We start from the raw sequence: 23,511 nt of genomic DNA, 5'->3' as shown, positions 1-23,511 counted from the left end.
GCTCGCCACCCGGTCCGCTCGCCCCGTTCCCTCAGCGGGGAACCGCCACCTGGTCTCTCCGCAGGTGTCGCAGATCAGGGCCACCAGATACTCGTCCGGGACGACGGTCATGCTGCTGGTCCGTCCTCGCTCGCGATCGGGAGCACCTGATCCACGCGGGTGATGTGCAGGATGCGCCGGACCCGGGGGTTCGGATCGCGGACGGTGAGGGCCGCGTCGGCGCGAGTCAGCCGCCGGTGCACGTCGAGCAGTAGGCCGATGGCGGCGGCGTCGAGGTGCTGGCAGTCGGACAGGTCGAGCACGACCTGTGCGGGGCGCAGTGCCAGCAGTCGGTCGAACACCGCGCCCACCTCCGGCAGACAGGCCAGATCGAGTTCGGTGACGCGAACCTCGACCAGCGGCAGCGTGGCCCTCGCGGGCAGCACCGGCGTCGCCATTGCCGTACCCCTCTCCCTCGCCTTCGGCTCCTTCTCACCGTGCTGTGCCGGGTTGGCGGTCACTGCAAGGCGCTGTGACAGTTGTGTGACAAACCGCCGGCTGGCGGGCGCGGCTGGCCGAGGGTGATTCCGGGAGGCCGGCACCGACGACCACGTGGTCCGGGCGGGGCACGCCCCCTTCATCAGCGAACGGCTGAGCCCGGGTCTCGGGGTGGATCGGTGGAAGACCTGAGACCAAAGCCAGGGCGACCCGAGGGGACCTCCCGGAGGTCGGCCGGCGTCGGCGGCCACATGCTGGCTGACATGAAACGCGCTGCGCTCTACGTGATCGCCGGACCGGTCGGCATCGTGGCCTACGGCCTGGTCCGGCTGTGGGCAAGATCCGACGGGGTGTACGGCCCCGGGCTCGACTGGCAGGCCGCCCACCTGGTCGCCCTCGCCGGCATGGTGTGCTTCGTCCCGGGTGTGCTCGCGCTGTCCCGTCTGCTGCCCCGCAGTCCGTGGCGCACCGGGGTGGTGGCCGGCACGTTTGTCGGCCTCGCCGCGACGATGGTGCAGTTCGGCGCGGACATCGTCGAGGGGCTGCTGGCCGAGGACCGGGCGGAGATGTCGAGGCTCGGCGCGGAATTCAAGGACATTCCCGGCGTGGAGGTGGCCTTCTACGACGTCGTACCCCAGCTCTTCTTCCTCGGTCTGCTCGTCCTCGCGGGGATGCTCGCGGCCCGACGGCGGCTGCCATGGTGGAGTGTGCCGTTGCTCCTCACCGGCATCGTCCTGCCGGTGGTCACCCTCGACCTGCTTCCCATCGGCGGCCTGTGCATGGCGCTGGCGTTGGCCCCGGCCCTGCCGCTGGTGCGACAGCAGGGCGAGCGTGCCGAGTCGCCGGTCTCCACCCACTGAAAACTCGGGGTGGCGCTGGCCCGAGCGGACCAGCGCCACCCTTCCAGTCCGCTACTTCAGAGCGAGGGTGCGGGCGTCGGCGGCGATGACGCTGGCGACCTCCGCCGGCACCAGCTTGCCGGCCTGCCGGTCGGCGTAGGTGGCCAGCTCGGCGTACTGGGCGTGGGCCAGCTTGATGGTCAGCGCCGTGACGGCGGCCGGGTCCGCGCCCGAGGTGAGGATCAGGTGGCCGAGGCCAGCCTGGCTCACCGTCACGGTGAAGGTGCTGGTCGCGGTGGCGATGCCCTCGGGCCCGGTCGCCTCGGTGGTGATGGTGTGCCGTCCGGCGGTCAGCTTGGCCAGGTCGAGCTTGCGCCCGGCGGCCGACTTCTTACCGTCCAGCGTCACGGTGACGGTGTCCGCGTTGGTCGCGGCGACCGCGATCACCGGCGACTGCGCCCGGTCCAGCCGAGCCCCGTCGGACGGCGAGGTGATCTGCACGGTCGGATCGGCGGAGGCCCGCTGGACGAACGCCGAGTTCCAGCCGACCAGCTCCGCCGCCCGGTTGGTGATGATCGCGTCGGTGCCGATCCGCTCCAGCCGCTGCCACAGGCCGGCGGAGTCCATCGTCCAGGCCATCACGGCTACCCCGGCGGCGTGCAGCGGGGCGACGACCTCCGGCTTGGCCAGCAGCGCGTTGCCGTCCGGGTTGTACGCGGTCAGGTGCAGCTCCTTCGCGAGCGCCACCGGATCGGCGTCCAGGGTGCTGCGGAGCAGACCGAGCGGCAGCTCGGGGGCGATCTCGTAGGTGTACTTCAGGGCGTCCACCTCGAAGCTCTGGATGAAGACCCGGCCCATCATCTGCTCGTCCCGGATCACCTGGATGATCCTGGCGACCTCATCGCGGGTGTGCTTGCCCTTGATCTCCACAAGCAGGTTGCCACCCCGCGTCCGCAGGTCAGCGAGCTGCTCCGCGAGGGTGGGCACCCGCTCGCCGACGTACTGCGGGCCGAACCAGGAGCCGGCGTCGAGGGCCTTGATCTGCGCGGCAGTCAGATCCCGGATGTTGCCGGCGCCGTCGGTGGTCCGGTCGACGGTGCCGTCGTGCAGGATGAACGGGATGCCGTCCTTGCTCGGCTGGACGTCGTTCTCGATCCAGTCGGCGCCGCCCCTGCGGGCGATCTCCTGGGCGACGAGGGTGTTCTCCGGTGCGGCGGCGGACGCGCCACGGTGGGCGATCACTGTGAACGGGCTGCCCTCGGGGCGGAGATAGCCGTTCGGCGCCAGCTCGGTGACCGTGACGTCGTCGTACGACACTGTCGCGCCGTTGACGAGGAGCCCCTGGACGCCGTCGGTGGAACGCTGGAGGCTGCTGGTCCGCATCACCTCCCGCCCGTCGAAGATCCAGCGGGCCTGGTTCCCGTGCACCTCGACGGCGACGCGCACGTCCCGGCCGGTGCCGGCGGCGGACGGGGCGGAGGCGGTGTTCGTCACGACCCAGGCGTCGGCAGTGGTCCGCTGGGCGAATTCGAGCCCGTTGGCGGCGGTGGTGCCGCTGCGCATGGTGGCGATCCACCAGGGGGTCGCGCCACTGGCGGGGACGTCGATGCCGAGCGAGGCCCAGCGGGTGGCGGCCGAGACCGACTCGAAGCGCATGGTCGCCTCGAGGCGGAAGTCGTTCAGGTGCCGACCGAAGGTGATTTTGTTGTTCTCGCTGGAGCTGGCGGAAGTTCCGTACAGTCGACCGTTCTCGACCTTCCAGGTGCCGTCGACAGCGTGCCAACCGGCGGGCAGCGACCCGGCCGAGAAGTTCTCCGAGACGACGACGTTGCCCGGCTCCGCGGTGGCGGGCGACGAGGTCGCGACGGCGACCGCGGCGGCAGCGCCGGTGACGGCGAGAGCGGCGGTGACGGCGGCGGCCCGGGTGCCCAGGCGTGCCCCGGCGCGGCGAGGTGACGGTGATGCGGGTAGGACAGTCATGGTCGCGACGCTACGAAGCACGCCCGAACTGATGATCAATCAAGCATGGCGGTCGCCGGAACGTCGGGTGTACCGCGCTCGATCGGGGCGTCCCGGATCGGTCAGCTCGGCAGGCCGGCGCAGGCGACCCCGTCGACAGTGCACGCCTTCGGGGCGGAACCGGTCAACGATCCATTGACCCGGAACGTCACCCGGACCGAGGCGCTGCCGGGCACCTGAGCGGTGTTCGGGTCCGGCACGAACGTCCACACCGCACCGTCCCGGCTGGCCTGCGCCCCCTCCACGCCGCTGATGCCCAGCGACTCCCGGGGCAGTGTGACCACCAGCGTCCACCCCGACGCCGGGACCGAACCGGGATTGCTGATCGTCACCGTCGCGCCGTAGCTGAGCAGGGCGTTGTCCGTGATGGCGAAGTCCGCCCCCAGGGCGGCCGGGGTGGGTTCGGTGGTAGCGCCGGTCGGTGTGGGTCGGGTCGACGACGCGACGACCGGTGGGACCGACGAGGCCGAGGCGGACGGGGGAGTGGTCACCGCCGGGCTGGTGAGCGCCGGTCGCGCCTGCGCGCGGGGGGTGGTGGACGGCGACGCGCCCACCTGCCCGACCGACGGCGGCGGGTCGAGGGTCACCGGCGTCAGCTTCTCCGGCGTACGCAGCACCCCGACGACGGAGACGCACGTCGCGATCAGCACCCCGAGCGCCGCGACGACGGCCACCCAGGTGGCCCGCGAGACGTCCTCCCGACCGGTGAGCACCCGCCGTGCGGCCGTGACGAGGGCCACGACCCGATCCAGCAGGATGATCGCCACGGTACGGCGTGGCTGGGGTGGTGTTGCCGGCACTGCCAGTCTCTCCTTCAGTTCGTCGCCGGGTGCCCGCCCACGATCCATTCGGATCACGGGTGGCACCTGCCCGGTCACAATCCGCGCAGCCCGACGAGTATCGCCTCGAGCAGATCCTCGGTCGGCAGCTCCGACAGCATCGGCGGTTCGTGCGTCTCGATCAGCCCGGCCGCGAGCAGGTCACCGAGCAGCACCCGGACCGTCCCCAGCGGAAGATCCAACTCGGCACCAACCTCGGCAACCGACACTGGATGGTGACACAGCTCGACGATCCGCGCCTGTTCGGGGAAGAGCGATGTGGGAGGCGTGACCCCCCTCCGGGCGACGACCAGCGAGATCAGGTCGAACTGGCCGCGTGCGGGCGCGGTGCGCCCCCCGGTCATCGTGTAGGGCCGGGCGACCGGGCCCGCGTCGTCGTCGTACCACGCCTCGTCAGTGGTGCCGCTGGTGTGCACCAGTGTCCCCGATCGTCACCGAGGAGGCCGGGCCCAGCGTGATCGGCAGGTGCTGCTCGGCCTGCCCCACGAAGAGCGCCACCTCGTACGCCATGTCACCGACCTCGACGTCGTCACCGGCGATCCGCACGGTGAGGATGGTCCCGTTCGGGATGGTGGCGATGAACAGGAACGCTCGCGACATCTGCACCACGACCTGACGCAGCCGACCCGCGTCACAGGTCCGGGTGGCGGCCAGCCCCAACGCGATCAGGCCGGCGACCACGCCGGAGATCTGCTCGGCCAGCTTCGCCCCCACCCGCCGCGAGCCGCCGAGCGGCAGCCCGTCCGGTGAGAGCACCACGGCGAACTCCGCGCCGTGCACCCGGTCGACCAGGTCGTTCAGGGCGTCGGTCAGGCCGTCCTCGGTGACCACTGCAGACGTCATTGTTGTCTCCTTGCTGTTCTGGTGACTGGCATCTCGACCGTGTCGAGGCTGGTCCTGCCGTGTTCCGGGCCGGTCGGCCCAGGGTGGCGGACCCGCGTCGGCAGCGCGCCGTTGCCGTTGGGGTCGTTCAGGTCGGCGCCGGTGCGGGCCGGTGGGTACGGGGTGCCGGGTGGTGCGCTGGCCGGTGCGCGGCCGGTGCCGGTGACCGTGATCAGCCGGGAGGGTAGGAGCACGACGGCGGCGGTCCCGCCGCGCCGGCTGGGGCGCAGCGAGACGTGGGCGCCGCAGCGGCCGGCCAGGACGGCGGCGGCGTACCAGCCGGCGCGGCCCGCGGGCGGACCGTCCGGTGGCGGATTGCCGAGCAGGTGGTTCGCCTCGGCCAGCGCGGCGACGTCCAGGCCGGGCCCGTCGTCGACGACGAGGACGGCACACCCCTGCGGTCGCTGTTCGCCGCTGACCCGGACTGTGGTGTCCGCCCCGGAGAAGGCCAGCGCGTTCTCGATCAGCTCCGCCAGCAGGTGGATGACGTCAGTGACGGCCGGCCCCGCGAGCGACCACGGCCAGTGCGGCGCGATCAGGACCCGGTGGTAGTCCGGCACCTCGGCTACCGCGCCGCGCGCCACGTCGAGCAGCGCCACCGGGCGTCGCCAGCGGCGGGCGGGTGTCGCGCCGGCCAGGGTGATCAGTTTCTCCACGTTGCGGCGGACCCGGGTGGTGAGGTGGTCGAGTTGGAACAGTTCGCCAGTTTCCTCGGTGGACCGCTCCCGACGTTGCATCCCGTCCAGCAGGCTGAGCTGGTCGCGTAACAGGACCTGGTTGCGTCGGGTCAGCCCCAGGAACAGCTCCCGCTCGGCGCCACCCCCGGGCGTCGCCTCTTCCTGGGCCGGGGCCGGCGTGTCCGGCATCGGCGTCGGGAGGTCCGCGTCGGTCCTTGTCAGTTCGTCGGTCAGGCGTCGGACCGTGCCCGCCCAGCTCAGCAGGAGCACCAGCACGACGATGAGACCGAGCCCCACGACGGCCCCGGTACGCGCGATGAGCACCGCGGCACCGGGGGTGGCCCGCTCGACGCTGCTGCGGGCGGTGTTCGTCACCAGTGCCTGCATCGCGCCGAGGGCGGCGTCCGCCGCGGCCCTCCAGTCCTGGACGGTGAGACCGGCCAGGGCGTTGGCGGTGCCGGCCTGGAGCAGCAGCCGGTCCTCCAGGGCGAGCAGAGCCGCGAACTCGGGGCCGGCCGCGAGGCGCTGATGCTCGGCCTGGCCGTCGGGAGCAAGCCCGACCGCGGCCTCGGTGCGCGCGTACCGCTGGATGTTGACCAGTGCGGTCAGCCGGCGCCGCTCGTCGGCGCCGAGTCGCGCGCCGGTCAGGCCTGCGCTGACCACCGTGTCCTCCCGGGCGAGCAACTCCCGGGCGCGGGCCAGCGCGATCACCGCGCGGGTGTCGGCCGCCAACCCGCTCTCGTACGCGCCCCACTCCGGGCCGTACACCCGGAAGGCGACGTCGATGACCTCGTCGTACCCGTCGACTGCCGCGCCCTGGTCGAGCCGCCCGGTGTCCACCTGGGATCGGGTCGTGCCCAGGCCGTCGAGCCGTCGGACCAGCTCGCCGGCCCGGTCGCGGACGGTGCCGGCGCTGAGCAGCCGAAGGTCGCGGCCCTTGGTGAACTCGCGGATCTCGGCGGCGGCCCGGTCGGTGCCTTCGCGGGCCCCGACCAGCGCGGGCGTCGTCTGCCCCGCCCCGGCGATCGTCTCGGCGGTGATCCGGCGTTCCGTCTGGAGGCTCAGAACCAGGCGGTCGATGGGCTGGCCCAGCGTGTCCGCAAGTGCCCGGACGCGCAGCAGGTCGACGGCATCCTGGCAGGACACGTAGGCCGCGTACGACCAGAGCGTGATCAGCACGGCGGCGAGCACTGCCAGCCTGGTCCGGATCAGCCGAACGTCGTTGCGGGTCATCGGGTCGCCCGCTGTGGCCACGGTTGCCCGGCCGTGTCGCTGGCCCGGTCGGCGACGAGGGTGCGCAGCAGCGCCAGCAGTTCGGCGCGGTTGGCGCAGTTGAGCCGGTTACGCATCCGCGCCACGTGGTGTTCGACGGTCTTGGCCGAGATGAACAGCCGATCGCCGATCTCCCGGTAGGTCAACCCGGCCAGCACCAGCTCGGCGACCTCGTACTCGCGGTCGCTGAGACCGTGCTGCGTGGGCCCGGCGACCCGTGCCGTGCTCGCACCGGTCGTCGGTGTCTGCCCGCTCTGCCCACCGGAGGGCCGTCCCTGCAACGCTCGGGCGCACTCCAGCAGGGTGGTCATCGCCCGCCGGTCCGCGGTGCGGATGGCGGCCTGCCCGGCGAGGCGGGCGCCGTCCCAGCACAACCCGGTGTCGTGCAGCCCGCGCGCGGCGGCCTCCACCCGGGTCGGGTCGACGTCCCCCCGCAGCACCTCCACCCAGCTCTCCGCGGCGGCGGCGACCACTGCCGCGTACCGACTGTGACCAGCGACGGCGAGCAACGCCGTGACGTGTTCGTCGGCGATCGTCGGCACGCCGGTCAGGATGGCGGCGTGCAGCCCGCTCCAGTGCAGCGGCACACTCCACAGGGGCGGGTTGCCGAGGCGGTCGAGCAGCGCACGCCCCTGGTGCAGGTACGGCTCCAGTCGGGCCAGGTCACCCAGCCGCGCGCCGGCGATGGCCAGCTCACCCAGCGGCAGCAGGGTGAACAGGTCGACGGGGTGCCGCACCACGGCCTCCAGCGCCTGCCCCCAACCCCGCTTGAGCGCCCCGAGGTCACTGTTGCGCCGTCCGATGCCCATCCGGATCGCGGCGGCGAAGAGCTGGTCGCGTGACTCCAGTGGCCGCCCGTCGAGCGTCACAGTGGCGAGCCGCTCGCCGGCGGCGTGGATCTCGCCACGGACCATCAGGATCCAGGCCTGCAACAGCCGGTGGCGGCGGGCCATCAGCGGGCCGCCGACACCGGCGCCCAGGGCACGGTGCAGCACCCGCTCGGCGATTTCCAGCTCACCGCAGTGCACAGCCGTCAACGCCGCGAGGGCCGCCGGGCTGTCCGGCAGCAGCGCCGCCCGGCCGTCCGGCTCCAGCAGTGCGGCAGCCTGCACGAGCGCGGAGAGCGCGGCGGTCGGCGAGCCGGTCACGCTCTCCCGTACACCGTTGGCCATCAGTCGGGCGGCGCTGGCGTGCAGTGTCGGGGGTTCGCCCGCCGGGTCACCGGCCGGTGACTCGGTGCTGGCGGCCGGGTCTCCGGTGGCCAGCCCGCCGACGATGGCGAACGCCGCCGCCGAGGCGGTGCCCGACCACCGGAACAGCTCGACGCTGCGGCCGGCGTGACCACGGTGGGCCAGGGCGGTGGCGGCGACCACCGCCGCCTCGGAGCGCTCCGGGGGAGCGGCAGTGGCCAGGAGTCGGTCCGCCAGCCGAAGCGCGTCGTCGAGGTCACCGGCGAGCGCGGCGGCGAGCGCCTGCCGCGCGTTGGGCGCCTGTCCGGCAGCCGTGGCCGCCGCGAACAGCTCGGCGGCGAACGCCGGCTCGTCGGCCAGCGCCTCGTCCGCCGCGGCGGCCAGGGTCGCGGCCGGGCAGTCGCCGAGCGCGCCGACCGCGAGCAGGGATCGGACCAACGGCAGCACCGCGCCACCTCTGGCGAGCTGCAACTCGGTGAGCCGCCGCCAGACCGCTGTCCGCTCGGTGGTGGGGCTGAGTGTCGCGACGGCCCGCCGGACGATCGGTGCGAGCCGGCCGTCAGCGCCGAGCAGCCCGGCCGCCCTTGTCGTGGCGATCAGTTCGTCCACTCCGGCCGGGTCCCGGCCCAGCAGCGCGCCGAGCATGCTCACCGGCAGCGCCCCGCCGGCCGCGACAGCGAGCAGCAGCCGTCGTACCGCGGCTGGCTGAACGTCCAGGTCCGGCCCGAATTCGAGGATGACGGAGCGGGGTGGGTCCACAGTGCCGGCCCGGGTCTCCGCCCCGGCCAGGCCACGGGCCAGCCGTTCCACGTCCCGGGGCACGCCGGCGGTCTGCGTGTGGACGAAGTCGACCAGGTCGGCGGGGCGGCCCAGCTCGGGTGTGGTGGCGAGGTGGGCGGCGGTCTGCTCCCGGGTGAACGGCGTGAGTAGCACGGCCTGCCCGTCGCGTCGCAGGGCGTCGACCAGCTCACTGAACGCCGCTGACCGGGGCCACGGGCGGTGGGCGACCACCACCCGGTGTCGCCGGCCCGCGACGAGACGCAGCAGCGCTTCGGTCCGTGCGTCGTCGAGCAGGTGCGCGTCGTCGACCAGCAGCACGGTGTCGGGGTCGACCTGCTCATCCGGCTCCGGGGCGGCGGTGCGGACGGCGATCCCGGCACGCTGGTGAATGCGTTCCAGCTCGGCGAGGAGCGCGGTCTTTCCGTGACCGGCCGGGCCGGCGACGCCGACGGCGAGGGGGCCGGTCGGATCCTGCGCGACAGTGTCCAGTAGCGCCTGCAACCCCTTGTCCAGGGTCAACCCTGGTGCGGCGAGGTCATTCATGATCATCGGGGTTATCCTTCGCGTCCGCGGCCACGGGCCAGCGCCAGGCGGGACGGCTTCGGCAGTTCCAGTGGGAGGACCCGAACCGGCGGCCGCGGTGGCGGATCGCCCGGAACGGTGTGATGGGTTCGGCGTGGCGCCGGGATCGTGGGCCGCCCGGCGCCGCTGACCGGGGCCGGCACGCGGGCCGGCGGCGGCTGGCGAGGGCGTGGTGACACCACCTGGCAGGCGGCCATCGCCGCCCCGGTGGCGGCGGTCAACTGTGCGTCGGGCTCCACCTCGACGGGCACCGGGAGGGCCGCGCCGATCAGCTCGTTCACGAGCGGGACCCGGGTGGAGCCGCCGGCCAGCAGAACGCCGTCGAGTTGCGCCGGAGTCAGGTCGGCGCTGCGTACGGCCCGGAGCAGGAGGTCGACGGTGGCCTGCACCGTCGGGCGGATCATGGCCTCGAACTGTGCCCGGGTCACCGGCACCCGCGCCGGGCCGCTCGGCAGGGTCAGCACCACGTCGGCAGTGAGGTCGACGGTCAGCACCCGCTTGACCCGGTCACACTCCGCGCGCAGTCCGCGCAGCGCGACCTGTGCCCCGCGACGCCCGGTCGCTGCCAACTCCCGGGCCAGCACGGTACGTGTGTGCTCGGCGAGCGCCTCGTCGAAGTCGGCGCCGCCGATCGAGTCGAGACCCTGTGGGGTGCCGAACGTCTCGTACGTGCCGCGCGGGGTGCGGCGCACCAGAGCGGCCTCGAAACTGTTGCCTCCCAGGGCGTAGACCACTGCGGTGCTGCCCGCGAACCCGCGAGCGGCGTGGCTTTCGGCGACGGTGACAGTGCGGGGCAGCAACGTCACGTGCCGTAGGCCGAGGTCCGACAGGGCCCGGTGCAGCACCTCCCGTCGGTAGGGGCGCCACCCCGCCGGGTGGCTGAGCACTATCGCCTCGGCGGCCCCTCCCTCCAGGGCGTGGACCCGCTCCACCACCCATGCCGCCAGCTCGGCGGTCAGCGTCTGCGGGGCGCACGGCTCGCCGCCGAGCAGCACCGGCACGTCGTCGCCGATCCGGTGGACGAAGTCCCGGGTGGTGCGGCTGCCGTCGTCGGTCACGGGCTCGCCGACGCGCAGCGAACCGTCCTCGGCCAGGCACAACACCGACGGCATGAGGGGTGAGTCGGCGCTCAGCGGGACGGCCTCGGGACGGGTCCAGGTCGCGCCGCGTCGCCGTGCGACGGCGGCGGCCGTGTTGCTGCTTCCGATGTCTATCCCCAGGACGTACGGCATCGTCTCTGTCTCTCCCCGTGAGTCTGCCGGTTGGTGGCGATGGCGTCGGCTGCCCCGACGACCCACCCCCGGCGAACCCCGCGGGCTCCTACGTTCGTACCAGAGATCAGTCCCTGGTCGGGACCCTAATCTCGCCGGGATGGTTTCCCCCTATCCCCCTAACGTACGAGGTGGCGGAGCCCCTAGTTCAACCGGCCCGGATGCGGGCTCAGCCCCGATGCCCGGGGGCGACTCCCGGCAATAGCGTCGTCACTGTCGACGTACGACACCCGCCAATGCCACATCCGAGGAGAACCGGCACATGGACTCGCAGCAGACGCTCCACGACTTCGTGCTCGACCTACTGACGAACCCGGACGCGCGGTCGGCCTTCGACCTCGACCCCGAGGGTGCGTTGCGGGGCGCTGGGCTCACCGACATCACCGCTGCGGACGTGCAGGACGTCGTACCGCTGGTCGTCGACTACGCGCCGGGTGCGGGCCTCGCGCCGTTGGCCTCGCCGGTCGGGCAGCTCGGCCTGGACCCGCTGCTCACCGACACCACCGACGTGGTGGGCCAGTTGCAGAGCGTGGCCCAGCAGATCAGCGTCACCAGCTCGCCCAGTGGCGTGGACGTCAAGGCCGGCGTGCTCGGCGCCATCGCGGTCGACCCGTCGACCGCCGCCGCCGGGGTCACCGTGCTGCCGGGCATCGGTCTGGGCGTCGGTCCGTCCGGCCTCGACACCGACCTGGCCGGCGTCTCCGACGTGGCGCACACCCTCGACGCCGACGTGGTGCAGCCGGTGGACGCGATCGCGGACCCGGTGCTCGGTGACGTGACCGGCACCGTCGGCGACCCGAGCGGTCTGCTCGGCGTCACTGACTCGAACCTGATCGGCGGCGACCTGACCGGTGGTGTCCTCTCCGGCACCCACGGTCAGCTCGGCGGGGTCGTCAGCTCGCTGGGTGTCGACGACACCCTCAACGGGCTGGGCCTCGGGCACGGCGACGGTGTCGTCGGCGGGGTCCCGCCGCTCGACGTGCCGTCGACGGTGGGCGGCGTGACGCACCAGGTGGACAGCCTCCTCCCCGGTGTCACCGACACTGTCGGTGACGTGACCGGTGGGGTCACCGATGGCGTGCTCGGCGACTCACACGCCTCGTCCGATCACGGACTGCTGGGTATCACCGGCGGTCTGCTCTGACCTGGATCTCCGGTCGGAGCGGAGGGCCGGATCGTCTCAGGCGATCCGGCCCTTCCGGGTTCCACATCCGGTCCCTCTTGATAATTAACCTGAAATCCGCACACTTGGTGCGGTGATGGCCGGGATCTGGTTGGACGTGCTGGACGAGATCGCCCGCACCTGCACTGCACACGGTCGCGGTGACCTCCTTCAAACGGTCCGGCAGAAGCGCGCGCAACTGCTGGACCCGACGCTGCGCGTCCTGGTCATCGGTGAGCCGAACCAGGGCAAGAGCCAGCTGATCAACGCGATCATCAACGCTCCGGCCTGCCCGGTCGGCGACGGCCGGACGACGGTCCTGCCGACCGTGGTGCGGCACGCCGAGGCGCCCACCGCGGCGGTGGCACAGGCGCTGCCACCAGCCCCGGGGCACCCCACCGGCACCGCCGACGCGGTGGCGGTCGAGCGGACCCCGGTGGCGCTCAACCAGGTGGCGGCGGGCGTTGCCGGTCTGGTCGGTCGTCGGCCGGGCGGCGGCCCGGCGTACGTCGAGATCGGACTGCCCCGTGCGCTGCTCGGTGCCGGGTTGGTGCTGGTGGACACTCCCGGCACCGACGAGGTCGCCGGCGTCGGCGCCGCCGTTCCGGTCGCCGCGCCGGCCCGCGCGGACACCGTGCTGCTGGTCTCCGACTCCACTCGGGAGTTGTCGGTCGCCGAACTGAACATGCTGCTGCACATCATGCGTTCGCATCCGAACGTGGTGGTGGTGCAGAGCAAGACCGATCTGGTGGCGGACTGGCGCACGGTCGCCGAGCGCAACCGGCAGCACCTGGCCGAGGCGGGGATCCCGGCGACGCTGATCCCGGTCTCGGCGGCGCTGCGACTGCGCGCGGCTGCGGCCGACGACCGTGGGCTCAACGCCGAGTCGGGTTTCCCCGCGTTGATCGCCCGCCTGCAACGCGACCTGGCCGGCAAGGCCGACCACCTGGCCCGGGCGGCGGTGCAGACGGTGGCCCGGACGGTGGTGGAGCAGTTGGCCGCGCCGCTGCGCGCCGAGTTGGCGACCCAGGAGGCCGAGGAGCAGTCCGGGCCGATCTCTCGGCTGCACGCGGCGCAGCGCGAGGTCGACGAGCTGCGCCGGTGCTCCACCCGGTGGCAGAACACGCTGACCGACGAGATCACCGACCTGCTCGCCGACCTTGAGTACGACCTGCGTGACCGGACCCGACAGATCCTGCGCGCGGTGGACGAGGCGTTCGACACCGCGGACCCGTTGGTCGCCTGGGACACCTTCCAGGACTGGCTGGAGCGGAGCCTGGTGGAGGCGGCGGAGGCGAACCACGAGTGGCTGATCCAGCGCTGTGACTGGATCGCCCGGCGGGTGGCCGCCAACTTCGACCGGTACGGCTACGACGTGCTGCCGCCCTGGTCGATGACGATGCCGGACGACATCGGCGAGCGAGTGCCTGAGCTGCAACGGCCGACGATCGACCGGTTCACCACCGGCCAGAAGCTGTTCACCGGCATGAAGGGCTCGTACGGCGGCATGCTGATGTTCGGTCTGGCGACCACCCTGGCCGGCATGCCGATGATCAATCCGGTCTCGGTCGGCATCGGGGCGCTCTTCGGCGGCAAGAGCATCCGTGACGAGAGCAAGCAGTTGCTTCGTCGTCGGCAGGCGACTGTCAAGACGGCCATCCAGCGGCATGTCGACGACTTCTTCGTCCGGATCATCCGAGACTGCCGCGACGCCGCCCGGCAGGTGCAGCGGATGCTGCGGGACCACTTCACCGGGTTGACCGAGGAGCTCCAGGAGGCAATCGTGCAGTCGTTCCGCAGCGCGAAGCAGGAGGCCGACACCGATGCCTCAGTGCGCGAGCAGCGGCAGCGCGAGATCCGGTTGAAGATGACCCGGTTGGCGGCGGTGTACGAGCAGTCTCAGCAGTTGACCGGCGCCCGCTCCGCCCCGCTGTTGCTGGAGCCGCAGGCATGACTGTGGGAGTGCGCCTGGACGAGGCGGCGTGGGGGCTGTTGCACCAGGCCATCGAGCTGTACCAGGACAATCCCCGGGCCGTCGCCGAGCTTCGGCAACAGGTGGCACGGTTGGAGCAACCGCTGCGTATCGCCATCGTCGGCCCGTGGCGATCGGGTAAGTCGACGGTGCTCAACGCGTTGATGGGCGAGGAGATCGCGCCGGTCGAGCGGGCGGACGGGGCCTTCACCTGGTACGAGGACGGGGCCGCCCCGCGCGCCACCGCCTACCCGGTCGGGCAGCCACCACAGGAGTTGGCGGTGGTGAAGTCGGCGACCGGGCTGCGGGTGGATCTGGGCTGGGGTGCGGGGGAGGTGCGGGACATCGTGGTGCGGTGGCCGACGCGGGCGCTACGGCAGATCACCCTGATCGACACACCGGCGGTCACCGGAGGCGCCGAGCAGGGCCGGGCGCCGGTGTTGGAGCGGGTGCTGCGCGATTCGGACGCGGTGTTGTACCTGACCCGCGACGGTCGCGACAGCGACCTGCGGGTGCTGGAGTCCGCACGGGACAGTGCCGTCGGACAGTCCGCTCCGGTCAACGTGATCATGGTGTTGTCCCGCGCCGACGAGACCGGCGGCGGCCGGATCGACGGTCTGCTCACTGCCCGCCAGCTCGCTCGCCGGCACTACCGCGACCCGAGGGTGAACGCGCTCAGCGTCAACGTCGTGGCGTGCAGCGGCATGATCGGTCTGGCCGGTCGGATGCTGGGTGAGTCGGACTTCGCCGCGCTCGCGACACTGGCTCAGGTGCCCCGGGTGGAGCTGGACGTCCACCTGATCTCCGCCGACCGCTTCCTCCGCGGCGAGCTGCCGGTACGGCTGGACACCGAGGTGCGCGCCGCGCTGTTGGGCAGGTTCGGGGTCTTCGGTGTCCGGCTGGCGGCCACGCTGGTGCGCAGTGGCTTCGACAGTCGGGTGAAGCTCTCCGCGGAGTTGATTAGGCGTAGCGGTCTCACCGAGCTGCGCGAGTCGGTGACGCGGTGTTTCATTGATCGCCGGGACGCGCTGAAGGCGCGGTCCGCGCTGGCGGCGGTGGAGGCGCTGCTGCGGGCCGAGCCCACCCGGGGCTCCGCCGAGCTGGTCGGCGCGGTGGAGCAGATCCTCGCGGGTGCGCACGAGTTCCGGGAGTTGCGTCTGCTGGTGGCGTTGCGCAACACCCGGCTGGGGTTCGACGCGGAGCTGGCCGGCGAGGCGCAGCGGCTGGTTGGCGGCGACGGGGTGGGCCTCGCGGCGCGGCTCGGTGTCGAGCATGAGGCCGACGTGCGGCAGCTCTGGGAGGTCGCCTCCGAGGCGCAGTGGCGGTGGCGGGACCGGGCGGAGGATCCTCTGCTTCCGCTGGCGCAGCGGCGGGGCGCTCAGGTGGTGGTCCGTAGTTGCGAGGGGATGATCGCCGAGCTGGCCGCTGGCGGCCGCTGAGCGTCCGACCGCCGGCACGCCGATGGTCGTTTCCGCGTAGCCGGCTCGAACGCAGGTGAGGGGCGGCCGTGGCGGCCGTCCCTCACTCGCGTCGCGCCGGGATCAGCGCGGCTCGTACGTCTGGCAGTCCGCGATGTCCTGACCCGGACCCACCCGGATTGACGGCGCGTGGCACTCCAGCTCGGCGTTGTGCTGGCAGTCGTCCCGCTTGCAGGCACCGACCTGGGCGATGACGCGGTCCAGCCCGCCCTTCGCCGAGGTGTCGATGAACGTGGCGCAGCTGGCGTTCTGCTGCCCGATGGTGATGGCGAACGCGTGGCAGCCGCCGTGGTTGTAGCCGCAGTCGGTGACTGTGCATTCGTGTACCCGCGGCATCTCCAGCATGTCGGTCATGGCGATCTCGCTTCCGTCGGTGCTGCCGGGTCACCGTCATACCCGGCCTCGACGGGACAACTCCCTGTCAGCCACCTCTTTTGGGGACGTTTTGCATAGGCGAGCCTTGCCTAACAGCCGCCGAGTTCGTCCGGATGCCGCACTGGATCAGCCAGCCTCCGGGCCGGATCGTGGCCCGAAAACCGTTATTCGATCTCGATCCACACAGTCGCCCCTGACCTGCGGAGATAACGCTCTCACGGATCGTGGGAGAGTGCTTGACGCGCCAGTGATCCGGGCGCAACGATGCATTCGCATGTCTCGTCCCACCACCGCCAGGCGTGATCGGCGCACGCCGTCCCTCGCACCGCGAAAGGACCCCACTGTGCGCAGATCCCTGAGATCGTGGCTCGGCCTCGCGCTGAGCGCGATCCTCGTGGCCGGCGGCATCGTCGCCTCGCCACCCACGGCCAGCGCCGCACCGTTCACCGTGCTGGTCTTCAGCAAGACCGCCGGATTCCGGCACGGATCCATCGCTCCGGGCATCGCCGCGATCCAGCAACTCGGTGCGGCGAACGGCTTCACCGTCGAGGCCACCGAGGACGCCGCCCAGTTCACCGACGCCAACCTGGACCGGTTCGCCGCGGTGATCTGGCTCTCCACCACCGGCGACGTGCTCAACGCCGCCCAGCAGGCCGCGTTCGAGCGCTACATCACCGGCGGCGGCGGGTACGTCGGCGTGCACTCCGCCTCCGACACCGAGTACGACTGGCAGTGGTACGGGGGACTGGTCGGGGCGTACTTCGCCTCGCACCCGGCCGAGCAGAACGTCACGGTGAAGGTCGCCGACCAGGTGCACCCGTCCACCGCGGGGCTGCCGCAGCGGTGGAACCGCTTCGACGAGTTGTACAACTACCGGACCAACCCCCGCGGCAACGCGCACGTGCTGGCCACGTTGGACGAGACCACCTACACCGGCGGGAGCATGGGTGCCGACCACCCGATCTCCTGGTGCCAGAACTACTCCGGCGGCCGAGCCTGGTACACGGGCCTGGGGCACACCGACGCGTCGTACACCGAGGCGAACTTCCGCCAGCACCTGCTCGGCGGCATCCGGACGGCCGCCGGCGCTGTCGACGCCGACTGCGGCCCCACCGTCTCCAGCAGCTTCCAGCAGGTGGAGTTGGCAAAGGGCGCGGCCGAGACCGGTGAGCCGATGAGCCTCACCGTCCTGCCGGACCGGGGCGTGCTGCACACCTCCCGCAACGGCGTGATCCGGCACACCGACGCCGCCGGCAACACGAAGATCGCGGCGACCCTGCCGGTCTACACCGGCGACGAGGAGGGCCTTCAGGGCATCAAGGCCGACCCGAACTTCGCCACCAACCGCTGGGTGTACGCGTACTTCGCCCCACCACTGAGCACCCCCGGCGGTGGTGCGCCGGCCACCGGCACCCCTGCCGACTTCGCCGTCTGGGACGGCGTCAACCGGCTGGCCCGCTTCACCGTCAACGCGGACAACACCATCAACCTGGCCAGCGAGACGCTGATCCTCAACGTGCCGACCAGCCGGGGCATGTGCTGCCACGTCGGCGGTGACATGGACTTCGACGCGGCCGGCAACCTCTACCTGTCCACCGGTGACGACACCAACCCGTTCGACTCGGCCGGCTTCACCCCGATCGACGAGCGGGCCGGACGCAACCCGGCCTTCGACGCGCAGCGCACCTCGGCGAACAGCAACGACCTGCGCGGCAAGGTGCTCAGGATCAAGCCGAGCGCGGCCGGCGGCTACACCATCCCGGCCGGCAACATGTTCGCCCCGGGCACCGCGCGGACCCGCCCGGAGGTCTACGCCATGGGCTTCCGCAACCCGTTCCGGATGAGCGTGGACAAGGCCACCGGCATCGTCTACCTCGGTGACTACGGCCCGGACGCGGGCACCGCCGACCCGAACCGGGGGCCGGCGGGCAACGTCGAGTTCGCCCGGATCGACAGGCCCGGCTTCTACGGCTGGCCGTACTGCACGGCCCGCAACGACGCCTACAACGACTACACCTTCCCGTCCGGGCCGTCCGGGGCGAAGTTCAACTGCGCCGGCGGGCCGGTGAACAACTCGCCGAACAACACCGGCATCACCCAGCTGCCGCCGGCCATCTCGGCCTGGTTGCCGTACGGCGGCTCCGGCTCCCCGCCGGAGTTCACCGGCGGTGGCCTGTCGCCGATGGGCGGGCCGGTCTACCGGTACGACCCGAACAACACCTCGCCAGTGGCGTTCCCCGAGTACTACGACGGGACCTACTTCGCCGGTGAGTTCGGTCGCCGCTGGATCAAGAACATCAAGCTCGACGCGTCCGGCCAACCGCTGAAGATCAACCCGTTCCCGTGGACCGGCACCCAGGTCATGGACATGGAGTTCGGCCCGGACGGCGCGCTCTACGTGCTCGACTACGGCACCGGCTGGTTCAACGGCGACGCCAACTCGGCGCTCTACCGCATCGAGTACGCCCGCGAGGGCAGGGCACCCGTCGCCAAGGTGTCCGCCACCCCGACCAGTGGCACCGCGCCGCTGACAGTGGGCTTCTCCTCGGCCGGCACCCTCGACCCGGACGGCGACCCGTTCACCTACGCCTGGGACTTCGACAACAACGGCACCACCGACTCGACAGCCGCGAACCCGAGCTTCACGTACACCACCAACGGGACCCGCAGCCCGACGCTGACGGTCCGGGACACCACCGGCAAGACAGCCACCGCGAGCGTTGTCGTCACCGTCGGCAACAGCGCCCCGGTGGTCACCGTGAACACCCCGTTGAACGGGCAGACCTTCACCTTCGGGGACGCGGTGCCGTTCTCGGTCACCGTCACCGACGCCCAGGACGGTGCGATCAACTGCGCCCGGGTGAAGGTGAACTACGTCCTCGGCCACGACTCGCACGGCCACCAGCTCGGCAGCGTGCAGGGCTGCACCGGGGTCATCCAGACCTCGGCCGACGGTGAGCACGACACGGCGGCGAACATCTTCGGCATCATCGACGCCGAGTACACCGACCTGGGCGGTGGCGGCCAGCCGGCGCTGACCACGCACACCCAGGCGGTGCTGCAACCTCGGGTACGCCAGGCCGAGCACTTCGGTGACTCGTCAGGCGTCCAGATCGTCGCCGGGGCGGCCGGGCACGGCGGCGCGGCGGTCGGCTACGTCGACAACAACGACTGGATCTCGTTCCGCCCCTACAACCTGACCGGCGTCCAGTCGTTCAGTGCCCGGGTCGGTGCCCCGGCCGGCGGTGGCGGCACGTTGGAGTTGCGGGTCGACTCGCCGACCGGGCCGCTGGTCGGTTCGGCCACCGTCGTGTCCACCGGCGGGTACGCCACCTTCGCCACTGTCACCGGTGGGGTCACCGCCCCGACCGGCACCCGAACCCTGTTCCTGGTCTTCAAGGGCACCGGCCCGTACTTCGACATCGACGAGTTCACCCTCTCCACCAGCCCCGGCGGTCCCGGCCCTGACCCGGACCCGGACCCGGATCCCGAACCGGGTGCCAACCTGGCCCGGGGCAAGCCGGCGCGGGCGTCCAGCTTCGAGGGCGCGTTCACCGCGGCCAACGCGTTCGACGGCGTGGCCGGTACCCGGTGGGGCAGCGCCTTCGGTGACCCACAGTGGATCGACGTCGACCTCGGTGCCACGTACGCCATCAACCGGGTCAAGCTGACCTGGGAGGCCGCGTACGGCAGCGGATACCAGATCCAGACCTCACCGGACGGCGTCAACTTCACCACGATCCGTACGGTGACCGGCGGCGACGGCGGGGTGGACGACCTGACCGGGCTCAGCGGCTCCGGCCGGTACGTCCGGCTGCTCGGCACCACCCGGGGGACCGCCTGGGGCTACTCGCTGTTCGAGTTCGAGGTGTACGGCGGCAGCGGTGGAACCGGTCCGCCCGGTGGCAACCTGCTGCTGAACAAGCCCACGTCGACGTCGAGCAACGAGGGGGCCGACGTGTCCGGCGCCCAGGCTGTCGACGGCAGCCTCACCACCCGCTGGTCGAGCACGTTCTCCGACCCGCAGTGGATCCGCGTCGACCTCGGCAGCCCGACAGCGATCGGTCGGGTCAAGCTGAGCTGGGAGGCGGCGTACAGCAGCGCGTACCAGATCCAGACCTCGAATGACGGCACCACCTGGACCACGGTGAAGACGGTGACCGGGGCCGACGGCGGCGTGGACGAGCACACAGCTCTCGGCGCCAACGGCCGTTACCTGCGGATCTACGGCACCGCCCGAGGCACGGGATATGGCCACTCGCTCTGGGAGTTGGAGGCGTACGCCAGCTGAACCACCACCTGAGTCCGCCCCCACCGTCGGTTGCCCGGTGGGGGCGAACTCGCCTCGATCATGTGATGCTCAGCAGCTCCGGTGGCCCCCACACGACTACTTCTCATCACGTGATCACGGCACCGCGCCGCCCATGGTCCGCCCCGACGGGCCGCCAATCGTGAGCAGCGCGGCTACGCGTCGCCGCCCGGCTCAGTCGTCGGCGACTGCCACCGGCTCCGAGCCGATGCAGCGCACCTTCAACTCGTACTCCCGGGCCGCCCCCTGGAACGTGACCTCGACGTCGTCGTCCGGGCCCCGGTCCACGTCGCGGACCCGGTAACCCTGCGCGGGCGCCCAGGAGACGAGGCGTACGCCGCCGACGCCGCACTCGGCGACGGCCGTGCCGCCGTCGGTGGCGAAACCCCGGCGCGTCCCGGAGCTGGCACCCGGCGCAGGCCCCGTCATGCCCGGCGCGGCCGAGGCCGTGCTCGTCGGGCCCGGCGCGGCCGAGGCGGTGCTCGTCGGGCCCGGCGCGGCCGAGGCGGTGCCGGTGGGCGCCGGCTCCGGTGCGGCGAGCGCCCGCTCGATCTCGGCCTCGCTGCGCACGCCGCCCGGGGTGCCGGTGAGGCTCTCGCCCACCAGGCGGATCGCGCCCAGTCCGATCAGTGTGGCGATGGCGGCGGTGGCCACCCAGCCGGTGGCGACGAGGATCGAGCGACGGCCCATCCCCTGACTATCCACGATCCGTCCTTGTCGTTTGCACATCCGAACGCTAAGGCGTGGTTAACGTGCGCCGTGCTGCCGGCGGCAGCGGTTAGCCTGCCAGCTGTGGCCCGCCTGTTGCTCATCGAGGACGACCTGACGATCCGTACCCCGCTGATCCGGGCCCTGCGCGAACGCGGCCACGCGGTGGCGGCCGCCTCGACCGCGATGGCCGGCCTCCGCGACGCGCTGGAGGACCGACCCGACCTCGTCGTGCTCGACCTGGGCCTGCCCGATCTGGACGGCCGCGAGCTGCTGCGGATGCTGCGCGCGGTCAGCTCGGTGCCGGTCATCGTGGCCACGGCGCGTGACGACGAGACCGAGATCGTCCGGGTGCTCGACGCGGGCGCCGACGACTACGTGGTCAAACCGTTCACCGCGGCGCAGCTCGACGCCCGCGTCCGGGCGGTGCTGCGGCGGGGCCCCTCCGGCGCCGACGGGCAGGACCCGGCGCTCGTCGTCGGCGGGCTCCGCGTCGACCCCCGGGCACGGCAGGTGACCCTCGACGGGGCGGCGGTCGAGTTGACGCCCCGCGAGTTCGATCTGCTGCACCACCTCGCCGGCCGACCGGGCCAGGTGGTCACCAAACGTGAGCTGCTCACCGAGGTGTGGCAGATCCCGTACGGCGGTGCCGACAAGACCGTCGACGTGCACCTGTCCTGGTTGCGTCGCAAGCTGGGGGAGAACGCCCAACAGCCTCGCTACCTGCACACGGTGCGTGGTGTCGGGGTGCGTCTCGAAGCCCCGGCGGCGCAGCCGTGAGGGCGCGTCTCGCGCTGCTGGTCGCCGCGGTCAGCGTCCTCACCCTCATCGCGTTCCTGGTGCCGTTGGCGCTGCTGGTCCGCACCGTCGCCGAGGACCGGGCCACCGTCCGGGCCACCGCCGACGCGCAGAGCCTGGTGCCGGTGGTCGGCACCGCCGACGCGGCGACCATCCGGCTCACCGTCGAGCAACTCGCCGCGGAGTCCGGTCGACCGGTGAGCGTCTTCCTGCCCGACGGGACGGTGCTCGGCGCCCAGACACCGCGTACGCCAGCGGTGGCTCTCGCCGCGCGCGGGCAGAGCCTCACCGGCGAGTCGGCGGCCGGCCGGGAGGTGGTCATCGCCGTGCAGGGTCGGGCGGACGGCACCGGGGTGATCCGGATCGCGGTGCCGCAGCACGAGCTGACCGCCGGGGTCACCCGGGCCTGGCTGGTGCTGGCGCTGCTCGGCGTGATCCTCGTGCTGATCGGGCTGCTTGTCGCCGACCGGCTGGCGCGCACCCTGGTCCGGCCGATCAGCGACCTCTCGGCCGTCTCACACCGGCTGGCAAACGCCGAACTGGACGCCCGGGTCACGCCGGCCGGCCCACCCGAGCTGCGCGAGGTGGCCGGCGCGCTCAACCATCTCGCCACCCGGATCCAGGTGCTCCTGGTCCAGGAGCGCGAACAGGTCGCCGACCTGTCGCACCAACTGCGTACGCCGCTGACCGCGTTGCGGCTGGAGGCGGAGTCGTTGCGTGACCCGGACGACGCCGCCCGGATCACCGCCGCCGCCGACGGGCTCGAGCGCGCGGTCACCGGGCTGATCCGGCAGGCCCGGTGGCGGCACGCACCGGCGCAACCGGCCTCCTCGGACGCGGCGGCGATCGTCGCGGACCGGGTCGCGTTCTGGTCGGTGCTGGCCGAGGACACCGGCCGGACCGTCACCCTCGACCTGACGCCCGGCCCTCTTCCCGTCGGTGTGGCCGCCGACAACCTGACGGCGGCAGTGGACGCTCTGCTCGGCAACGTCTTCGCGCACACCCCCGACGGGACGCCGTTCGCCGTCCGGCTCGCCCGTGAGGTGGGCGAGGTGGTCCTCACGGTCGCCGACGAGGGCCCGGGCATGCCCGCCGGGGCGATCCGGCGGGGCGCCAGCGCGGCCGGATCCACCGGCTTGGGCCTCGACATCGCCCGACGTGCCGCGCAGAACGCCGGCGGTCGACTGGAGGTGCGGCCCGGCCCGTACGGCGGTGCGCAGGTGCTGCTCCGGCTCGGGCCTCCGACGTCGCCGCGGGACGCATAGGCAGTGCGGTGCCGGGTAGCTGCCAGTCATGGCGCGGTATACGAAACCCGAGCTCAGAGAGCAGATCAAGGAAGAGATCAAGGCTTCGGACAAGGGCGGACGGCCGGGGCAGTGGTCGGCGCGCAAGTCACAGCTGGTCACTCAGGAGTACAAGAAGCGTGGCGGCGGATTCCTGGGCGAAAAGGACGAGCGGCAGAAGTCTCTCCAGCGCTGGGGCAACGAGAAATGGCAGACGAAGGAGGGCGACACCCGTGCGCGCAAGGGCGCCACGACGAGTCGCTACCTGCCCAAGAAGGCCTGGGAGGAGATGTCGGAGAGCCAGAAGCGCGCGACCGATACGAAGAAGCGCGAGGCGTCCCGATCCGGCAGGCAGTACGTCGCCAACACCGGGCCGGCCAAACGCGCGCGTCGGGACGCCACCACGGCCGGACGGATGTCGGAGATGTCGGTCGCGGAGGCGGCCAAGCTGATCCGTGGCCTCGACACGCGACAGCTCAATACCGCGCTGCGTAACGAGCGCGCCAGCAAGGACCGCAAGACGCTCGTCCAGCGGCTGGAGGCGGAACTCAACAGGCGCGGCTAGCCAGGTACGGGCGGATCCGCCCCTGCCGTGCCG

18 protein-coding genes are annotated in these 23,511 nt (G+C 72.1%); 8 read left to right on the top strand and 10 right to left on the bottom strand.

Annotated elements, in window-relative coordinates:
• Positions 1-107: 107 nt before the first annotated feature.
• The gene (locus tag AB0B98_RS01920) at positions 108-437 is read right to left on the bottom strand and encodes an STAS domain-containing protein (RefSeq protein ID WP_357360061.1); all 330 of its coding nucleotides are present in this window, start codon (positions 435-437) and stop codon (positions 108-110) included.
• A 303-nt stretch (positions 438-740) separates the two neighbouring features.
• Here AB0B98_RS01920 and AB0B98_RS01915 point away from each other — a divergent pair, with 303 nt between their 5' ends.
• Complete coding sequence (locus AB0B98_RS01915) at positions 741-1,337, top strand: hypothetical protein (RefSeq protein ID WP_238667693.1); 597 nt, start codon at positions 741-743, stop codon at positions 1,335-1,337.
• A gap of 51 nt (positions 1,338-1,388) precedes the next feature.
• Here AB0B98_RS01915 and AB0B98_RS01910 read toward each other — a convergent pair whose 3' ends face one another.
• From AB0B98_RS01910 to AB0B98_RS01880, 7 genes are all read right to left on the bottom strand, one after another.
• Positions 1,389-3,296: a glycerophosphodiester phosphodiesterase family protein gene (locus AB0B98_RS01910; RefSeq protein ID WP_357360058.1), complete on the bottom strand. Its 1,908-nt coding sequence runs from the start codon at positions 3,294-3,296 to the stop codon at positions 1,389-1,391.
• A 101-nt stretch (positions 3,297-3,397) separates the two neighbouring features.
• Complete coding sequence (locus AB0B98_RS01905) at positions 3,398-4,183, bottom strand: cellulose binding domain-containing protein (RefSeq protein ID WP_357360561.1); 786 nt, start codon at positions 4,181-4,183, stop codon at positions 3,398-3,400.
• Between the two features lie 26 nt (positions 4,184-4,209).
• Positions 4,210-4,590 carry a DUF742 domain-containing protein gene (locus tag AB0B98_RS01900; protein WP_124773772.1) on the bottom strand — a complete coding sequence of 127 codons (381 nt, stop codon included), beginning with the start codon at positions 4,588-4,590 and terminating at the stop codon, positions 4,210-4,212.
• Positions 4,568-5,017, bottom strand: coding sequence for a roadblock/LC7 domain-containing protein (locus AB0B98_RS01895; RefSeq protein ID WP_145795838.1), 450 nt, complete (start codon positions 5,015-5,017; stop codon positions 4,568-4,570). The genes AB0B98_RS01900 and AB0B98_RS01895 overlap by 23 nt, the downstream gene beginning before the upstream one ends.
• Positions 5,014-6,966, bottom strand: coding sequence for a nitrate- and nitrite sensing domain-containing protein (locus tag AB0B98_RS01890; RefSeq protein ID WP_357360056.1), 1,953 nt, complete (start codon positions 6,964-6,966; stop codon positions 5,014-5,016). The genes AB0B98_RS01895 and AB0B98_RS01890 overlap by 4 nt, the downstream gene beginning before the upstream one ends.
• Positions 6,963-9,524, bottom strand: coding sequence for a LuxR C-terminal-related transcriptional regulator (locus tag AB0B98_RS01885; protein ID WP_357360054.1), 2,562 nt, complete (start codon positions 9,522-9,524; stop codon positions 6,963-6,965). Before AB0B98_RS01885 ends, AB0B98_RS01890 begins: the two co-directional genes overlap by 4 nt.
• 5 nt (positions 9,525-9,529) lie before the next feature.
• Positions 9,530-10,789, bottom strand: a complete 1,260-nt coding sequence (locus tag AB0B98_RS01880; protein WP_357360052.1) for an Hsp70 family protein — start codon at positions 10,787-10,789, stop codon at positions 9,530-9,532.
• A gap of 301 nt (positions 10,790-11,090) precedes the next feature.
• Here AB0B98_RS01880 and AB0B98_RS01875 point away from each other — a divergent pair, with 301 nt between their 5' ends.
• From AB0B98_RS01875 to AB0B98_RS01865, 3 genes are all read left to right on the top strand, one after another.
• Positions 11,091-11,972 carry an IniB N-terminal domain-containing protein gene (locus AB0B98_RS01875; protein ID WP_145795845.1) on the top strand — a complete coding sequence of 294 codons (882 nt, stop codon included), beginning with the start codon at positions 11,091-11,093 and terminating at the stop codon, positions 11,970-11,972.
• Between the two features lie 115 nt (positions 11,973-12,087).
• Positions 12,088-13,944: a dynamin family protein gene (locus AB0B98_RS01870; protein ID WP_357360559.1), complete on the top strand. Its 1,857-nt coding sequence runs from the start codon at positions 12,088-12,090 to the stop codon at positions 13,942-13,944.
• Positions 13,941-15,401 (top strand): hypothetical protein, encoded by a 1,461-nt coding sequence (locus AB0B98_RS01865; protein WP_357360049.1) that lies wholly within the window; start codon positions 13,941-13,943, stop codon positions 15,399-15,401. Before AB0B98_RS01870 ends, AB0B98_RS01865 begins: the two co-directional genes overlap by 4 nt.
• 102 nt (positions 15,402-15,503) lie before the next feature.
• Here the strand turns inward: AB0B98_RS01865 and AB0B98_RS01860 are convergent, their stop codons facing one another.
• Positions 15,504-15,794 carry a DUF1540 domain-containing protein gene (locus tag AB0B98_RS01860; protein WP_357360047.1) on the bottom strand — a complete coding sequence of 97 codons (291 nt, stop codon included), beginning with the start codon at positions 15,792-15,794 and terminating at the stop codon, positions 15,504-15,506.
• A 364-nt stretch (positions 15,795-16,158) separates the two neighbouring features.
• Between AB0B98_RS01860 and AB0B98_RS01855 the strand changes: the two genes are divergently transcribed.
• Positions 16,159-20,106 (top strand): ThuA domain-containing protein, encoded by a 3,948-nt coding sequence (locus AB0B98_RS01855; RefSeq protein WP_357360045.1) that lies wholly within the window; start codon positions 16,159-16,161, stop codon positions 20,104-20,106.
• Between the two features lie 192 nt (positions 20,107-20,298).
• On the opposite strand, the gene AB0B98_RS01850 is transcribed toward AB0B98_RS01855, so the two are convergent.
• Complete coding sequence (locus AB0B98_RS01850) at positions 20,299-20,829, bottom strand: septum formation initiator (RefSeq protein WP_357360043.1); 531 nt, start codon at positions 20,827-20,829, stop codon at positions 20,299-20,301.
• Positions 20,830-20,916: 87 nt separating this feature from the next.
• Here AB0B98_RS01850 and AB0B98_RS01845 point away from each other — a divergent pair, with 87 nt between their 5' ends.
• The 3 genes from AB0B98_RS01845 to AB0B98_RS01835 are packed head-to-tail and all read left to right on the top strand — an operon-like array spanning position 20,917 to position 23,478.
• Positions 20,917-21,612, top strand: coding sequence for a response regulator transcription factor (locus AB0B98_RS01845; RefSeq protein WP_357268968.1), 696 nt, complete (start codon positions 20,917-20,919; stop codon positions 21,610-21,612).
• Positions 21,609-22,895, top strand: a complete 1,287-nt coding sequence (locus AB0B98_RS01840; RefSeq protein ID WP_357360041.1) for a HAMP domain-containing sensor histidine kinase — start codon at positions 21,609-21,611, stop codon at positions 22,893-22,895. The genes AB0B98_RS01845 and AB0B98_RS01840 overlap by 4 nt, the downstream gene beginning before the upstream one ends.
• A gap of 28 nt (positions 22,896-22,923) precedes the next feature.
• On the top strand, positions 22,924-23,478 hold the full coding sequence (locus tag AB0B98_RS01835) for a DUF5872 domain-containing protein (RefSeq protein WP_357360039.1): 555 nt from the start codon (positions 22,924-22,926) through the stop codon (positions 23,476-23,478).
• The last annotated feature ends 33 nt before the right edge of the window (positions 23,479-23,511 follow it).

Source organism: Micromonospora sp. NPDC048947 (genome assembly GCF_040649495.1).
GTDB classification, from domain to species: domain Bacteria; phylum Actinomycetota; class Actinomycetes; order Mycobacteriales; family Micromonosporaceae; genus Micromonospora; species Micromonospora alfalfae.
Note: the sequence above shows the minus strand (reverse complement) of the source record. Positions and strands in the feature narration are given on the sequence as shown.

Bases quoted from the DNA above. Each gene is read 5' to 3' on its own strand.
- AB0B98_RS01920 (WP_357360061.1), bottom strand. From the start codon at position 437: ATGGCGACGCCGGTGCTGCCCGCGAGGGCCACGCTGCCGCTGGTCGAG.
- AB0B98_RS01860 (WP_357360047.1), bottom strand. From the start codon at position 15,794: ATGACCGACATGCTGGAGATGCCGCGGGTACACGAATGCACAGTCACC.
- AB0B98_RS01875 (WP_145795845.1), top strand. From the start codon at position 11,091: ATGGACTCGCAGCAGACGCTCCACGACTTCGTGCTCGACCTACTGACG.
- AB0B98_RS01890 (WP_357360056.1), bottom strand. From the start codon at position 6,966: ATGACCCGCAACGACGTTCGGCTGATCCGGACCAGGCTGGCAGTGCTC.
- AB0B98_RS01880 (WP_357360052.1), bottom strand. From the start codon at position 10,789: ATGCCGTACGTCCTGGGGATAGACATCGGAAGCAGCAACACGGCCGCC.
- AB0B98_RS01835 (WP_357360039.1), top strand. From the start codon at position 22,924: ATGGCGCGGTATACGAAACCCGAGCTCAGAGAGCAGATCAAGGAAGAG.
- AB0B98_RS01915 (WP_238667693.1), top strand. From the start codon at position 741: ATGAAACGCGCTGCGCTCTACGTGATCGCCGGACCGGTCGGCATCGTG.
- AB0B98_RS01910 (WP_357360058.1), bottom strand. From the start codon at position 3,296: ATGACTGTCCTACCCGCATCACCGTCACCTCGCCGCGCCGGGGCACGC.
- AB0B98_RS01865 (WP_357360049.1), top strand. From the start codon at position 13,941: ATGACTGTGGGAGTGCGCCTGGACGAGGCGGCGTGGGGGCTGTTGCAC.
- AB0B98_RS01885 (WP_357360054.1), bottom strand. From the start codon at position 9,524: ATGATCATGAATGACCTCGCCGCACCAGGGTTGACCCTGGACAAGGGG.
- AB0B98_RS01895 (WP_145795838.1), bottom strand. From the start codon at position 5,017: ATGACGTCTGCAGTGGTCACCGAGGACGGCCTGACCGACGCCCTGAAC.
- AB0B98_RS01870 (WP_357360559.1), top strand. From the start codon at position 12,088: ATGGCCGGGATCTGGTTGGACGTGCTGGACGAGATCGCCCGCACCTGC.
- AB0B98_RS01905 (WP_357360561.1), bottom strand. From the start codon at position 4,183: ATGGATCGTGGGCGGGCACCCGGCGACGAACTGAAGGAGAGACTGGCA.